Source organism: Streptomyces sp. NPDC047079 (assembly GCF_040643755.1).
Classification (GTDB): domain Bacteria; phylum Actinomycetota; class Actinomycetes; order Streptomycetales; family Streptomycetaceae; genus Streptomyces.
On record NZ_JBEYUZ010000062.1, the window covers coordinates 1 to 4,490 of the forward strand.

Annotated in this window: 4 protein-coding genes; 1 reads left to right on the forward strand and 3 read right to left on the reverse strand. The window is 67.5% G+C overall.

Annotated features, from left to right (window positions below):
- Positions 1–255: 255 nt before the first annotated feature.
- From ABZ823_RS30810 to thyX, 3 genes are all read right to left on the reverse strand, one after another.
- Positions 256–1,941, reverse strand: a complete 1,686-nt coding sequence (locus ABZ823_RS30810) for a ribonuclease J (protein ID WP_361666199.1) — start codon at positions 1,939–1,941, stop codon at positions 256–258.
- A 127-nt stretch (positions 1,942–2,068) separates the two neighbouring features.
- Positions 2,069–2,968 carry a 4-hydroxy-tetrahydrodipicolinate synthase gene (gene dapA / locus ABZ823_RS30815; protein ID WP_361666202.1) on the reverse strand — a complete coding sequence of 300 codons (900 nt, stop codon included), beginning with the start codon at positions 2,966–2,968 and terminating at the stop codon, positions 2,069–2,071.
- A gap of 211 nt (positions 2,969–3,179) precedes the next feature.
- Entirely contained in the window at positions 3,180–3,920 is a 741-nt protein-coding gene (thyX, locus tag ABZ823_RS30820) for an FAD-dependent thymidylate synthase (RefSeq protein WP_361666205.1), read from the reverse strand.
- Positions 3,921–4,156: 236 nt separating this feature from the next.
- On the opposite strand from thyX, the gene ABZ823_RS30825 reads away from it, so the two are divergent.
- Entirely contained in the window at positions 4,157–4,393 is a 237-nt protein-coding gene (locus tag ABZ823_RS30825) for a hypothetical protein (protein WP_361666207.1), read from the forward strand.
- Positions 4,394–4,490 lie beyond the last annotated feature (97 nt).

Consider the following 4,490-nt stretch of genomic DNA (forward strand, 5'->3'; position numbering starts at 1 on the left):
GACTCTATCAGATCTTCCCGATCCGATTTCCTCGGCGCTTTCCAGGTTCCCGCGCTTTCGCGTTTCCCTTTCCGGCTTTCCCGACTTTATCAGAGATTCTGAGTCAGGCTTTCCGCCCTGCCGGGGATGGTCCCTGACGCTCAGTGGCGCCGGGTTCCCCCGCTGGCGGAGCCGTAAACGTACTGGAGCGAGGCGCCTCGATGCAAATCGAGGGGCCTCGCTCCAGGTTCACCTGCGTGAGGAGTTGACCGGTCGTCAGACCTCGACGACCACAGGCAGGATCATCGGCCTGCGCCGGTAGGTGTCCGAGACCCACTTGCCCAGGGTGCGCCGGATGAGCTGTTGCAGTTGGTGGGGCTCGACGACTCCGTCCTGGGCGGACCGCTCCAGCACCTCCGTGATCTTCGGGATCACGTCACCGAAGGCGGAGTCCTCGATACCCGAGCCACGGGCCTGCATATGAGGACCGCCCGTGATCTTGCCTGTCGAGGAGTCCACCACCACGAAGACCGAGATGATGCCCTCGTCGCCGAGGATCTTGCGGTCCTTGAGCGCCGGCTCCCCCACATCGCCGACCGAGAGGCCGTCGACGTACACGTATCCGGCCTGGACCTTGCCGGAGATCTTCGCCTTGCCCTCGACGAGGTCGACGGTCACGCCGTCCTCGGCGATGACGATGCGGTCGTGCGGAACACCCGTGAGCGCGCCCAGTTCGGCGTTCGCCCGCAGGTGGCGCCATTCGCCGTGGACCGGCATCAGGTTCTTCGGACGGCAGATGTTGTAGAAGTACAGCAGCTCGCCCGCGGACGCGTGGCCCGAGACGTGCACCTTGGCGTTCCCCTTGTGCACCACGTTGGCGCCCCAGCGGGTCAGGCCGTTGATCACGCGGTAGACCGCGTTCTCGTTGCCGGGGATCAGCGAGGACGCGAGGATCACCGTGTCGCCCTGGACGATGCGGATCTGGTGGTCCCGGTTCGCCATTCGCGACAGCGCCGCCATCGGCTCGCCCTGCGAGCCCGTGCACACCAGCACGACCTCGCCGTCGGGCAGGTCGTCCAGTGTCTTGACGTCCACCACCAGACCGGGCGGCACCTTCAGATAGCCGAGGTCCCGCGCGATGCCCATGTTGCGGACCATGGAGCGGCCCACGAAGGCGACCCGGCGGCCGTACTCGTGCGCGGCGTCCAGGATCTGCTGGATGCGGTGGACGTGGCTGGCGAAGCTCGCCACGATGATCCGCTTGCGGGCGCTTGCGAAGACCTGGCGCAAGACGTTGGAGATGTCGCGCTCGTGCGGGGTGAACCCGGGCACCTCGGCGTTGGTGGAGTCGGCCAGGAGAAGGTCGATGCCTTCTTCGCTCAGCCGTGCGAACGCGTGGAGGTCGGTGAGGCGGTTGTCCAGCGGCAGCTGGTCCATCTTGAAGTCGCCGGTGTGGACGACCATGCCGGCCGGGGTCCGGATCGCGACCGCGAGAGCGTCCGGAATGGAGTGGTTGACCGCGACGAACTCGCAGTCGAAGGGGCCGACCCGCTCCCGCTGGCCCTCCGCCACCTCGAGGGTGTACGGACGGATGCGGTGCTCCTGGAGCTTGGCCTCGATCAGGGCGAGGGTCAGCTTGGAGCCGATCAGCGGGATGTCGGGCTTCTCCCGCAGCAGGTACGGGACGCCCCCGATGTGGTCCTCGTGGCCGTGCGTGAGGACGATGCCCTCCACGTCGTCGAGGCGATCGCGAATGGATGAGAAGTCCGGCAGGATCAGGTCGATTCCGGGCTGCTCCTCCTCGGGGAAGAGCACTCCGCAGTCGACGATCAGCAGGCGGCCGCCGTACTCGAAGACGGTCATGTTCCGGCCGATTTCCCCGAGGCCGCCGAGTGGGGTGACCCTCAGGCCGCCTTCGGGGAGCTTCGGCGGCGGGCCGAGTTCAGGATGCGGATGACTCAAAAGACTCTCCTCACCACACACGCCACGTACCGGTGGGGGCACGTGGCGCGCGTGACGTTCGTGCAGAAGCAGTTGTCGTATGGAATGCAGGCACCTGAGTCCTGCCTATTCAGTTGTGAAGTCTTTGTCAGAGCTCTACCCCGCCGGCGGCAAGATCGATCTTGAGCTGGGCGGTCTCCTCGGGCGAGAGCTCGACCATGGGTGGGCGCAGCGGTCCGGCGGGCAGCCCCTGAAGCGCGAGCGCGGCCTTGGTGGTCATGACGCCCTGGGCGCGGAACATCCCGGTGAAGACCGGGAGCAGCTTCTGGTGGATCTCCAGCGCCTTCTGGACGTCGCCGCCGGCGTAGGCCTCGGCCATCGCCCGCAGCTCCGGCGTGACGACATGGCCGACGACCGAGACGAAGCCCACGGCGCCCACCGAGAGCAGGGGCAGGTTGAGCATGTCGTCTCCGGAGTACCAGGCCAGGCCGGACTGGGCGATGGCCCAGCTCGCGCGGCCGAGGTCGCCCTTGGCGTCCTTGTTGGCGACGATCCGCGGGTGCTCGGCGAGTCGGACGATGGTCTCCGTGGTGATCGGGACGCCGCTGCGGCCGGGGATGTCGTAGAGCATCACGGGCAGCTCGGTGGCATCGGCGATGGCCTTGAAGTGCCGGTACAGGCCCTCCTGGGGGGGCTTGTTGTAGTACGGCGTGACGGTCAGCAGCCCGTGGGCGCCGGCCTTCTGCGCCGCGCGCGCCAGCTCGATGCTGTGGCGGGTGTCGTTCGTGCCGACACCGGCGACGACGTGCGCACGGTCGCCGACCGCCTCCAGGACGGCTCGTACGAGCTCCGATTTCTCCGCGTCGCTCGTGGTGGGGGACTCGCCGGTGGTGCCATTGATGATCAGGCCGTCGTTGCCTGCGTCCACCAAGTGGGTGGCGAGCCGCTGCGCGCCGTCGAGGTCGAGTGCGCCGTCCGCCGTGAACGGCGTGACCATGGCGGTGAGGATCCGCCCGAAGGGGATCTGCGGAGTGGAGGTCGGAGCCATGGGTTACACGCTACTCGTTGCTCAGGGCGGGGTCTGCCCTCGGGGTGCGGGGAAAGTCCTGACAAAAGTGGAACCCGGCACTGCCTGCTCGGGGGTTCAAGCAGTGCCGGGTCCGTTTGATCAGGCTAGATGAACTTCTCGAAATGCCGCAATACGGACACTTCGCTCAGCTGACCGCACATCTGTGCCCGGCACGTGAGCAGACGGGGGGTTACGGGGCCACGCGCCCGTTGGCGTTGAAGGCGGCGTGGGTGAGGGGCATGAGCTTGGCCCACTCCTCCTCCATCCTCTCACCGACCATCTCGATCTCCCGCTGCGGGAAGGAAGGCACCTTGGCCAGCTCGTGCTGGGTGCGCAGGCCGAGGAAGTGCATGAGCGAGCGGGCGTTGCACGTCGCGTACATCGACGAGAACAGGCCGACCGGGAGGACCGAACGGGCTACCTCACGGGCGACGCCGGCGGCGAGCATCTCCTGGTACGCCTCGTACGCGTGTACGTACGCGTCCTCCATGACGCGGCCGACCAGCTCCTGCTGGGCCTGGGTGCCCTCGACGAACCGGTACTGGCCGGGGCGGCCCTCCTGGACGAGCTTGCGGGACTCGTCGGGGACGTAGAAGACGGGCTGGAGCTCGCGGTAGCGCCCGCTTTCCTCGTTGTACGACCAGCCCACGCGGTGCCGCATGAACTCGCGGAAGACGAAGATCGGTGCACTGATGAAGAACGTCATCGAGTTGTGCTCGAAGGGGCTGCCGTGCCGGTCCCGCATCAGGTAGTTGATCAGCCCCTTGGAGCGCTCCGGGTCCTTCCTCAGCTCGTCGAGGGACTGCTCGCCCGCGGTGGAGACACGGGCGGCCCACAGCACGTCGGAGTCGGCAGCGCTGTGCTTGACCAGCTCGACGGTGACGGCGCTGCGGAAGCTGGGCTTGAGGTCGTCGGCGGGGGTGTCGGTCACGGCGTGGAAGGTCCTTCCCATCTCAGGCTCGGGCGGCGCCCACTCTACGGCCCGGCACCGACAACGGGGCGTTCGGTACCGGGCCACGACAATCGCCGGCGAAGTCGGCGAAACAGGGCACCTTTTGTCGCTCTCGCTCGTCTGCATGAGTGACGGCGTCCCGTTCGGGTCACCCGGTCTTCAGCAAGGCCCGGCAACCCCGGTCCCTACGAGCCACAAGAGGAGAAGCGCTCCCCATGTTCCGTCGGCGCGAACCCGTACCGTTCGCCTTCCTCGCCGAAGCCGACTCCTTCCGCAGCAATGTCACTCCCCCTCCCCGTCGGCGTGCCTCCGCAGGTCAGATAGCCGGGCGCTGGCTGATGGGGCTCACCATCGTGGCCGGGCTCGTGGGCGCCCTGGTCATAGGCACGCCTTCGATGTCGCACCAGCCGCCCGCGGCCACGCAGCACTCCGAGGCCTCGAACGGACGGTGAGGCCCCGTTATCTTCTTCGCGGTCCTGCAAGAGGGCCGCTGGCCTCCGGGCCCGGCATGACTGTTGCCCCCTGTCGAACGGATGACCTGGGGGGTGG

Coding starts and splice junctions, on each gene's coding strand:
- dapA (WP_361666202.1), bottom strand. CDS start 2,968: ATGGCTCCGACCTCCACTCCGCAGATCCCCTTCGGGCGGATCCTCACC.
- ABZ823_RS30825 (WP_361666207.1), top strand. CDS start 4,157: ATGTTCCGTCGGCGCGAACCCGTACCGTTCGCCTTCCTCGCCGAAGCC.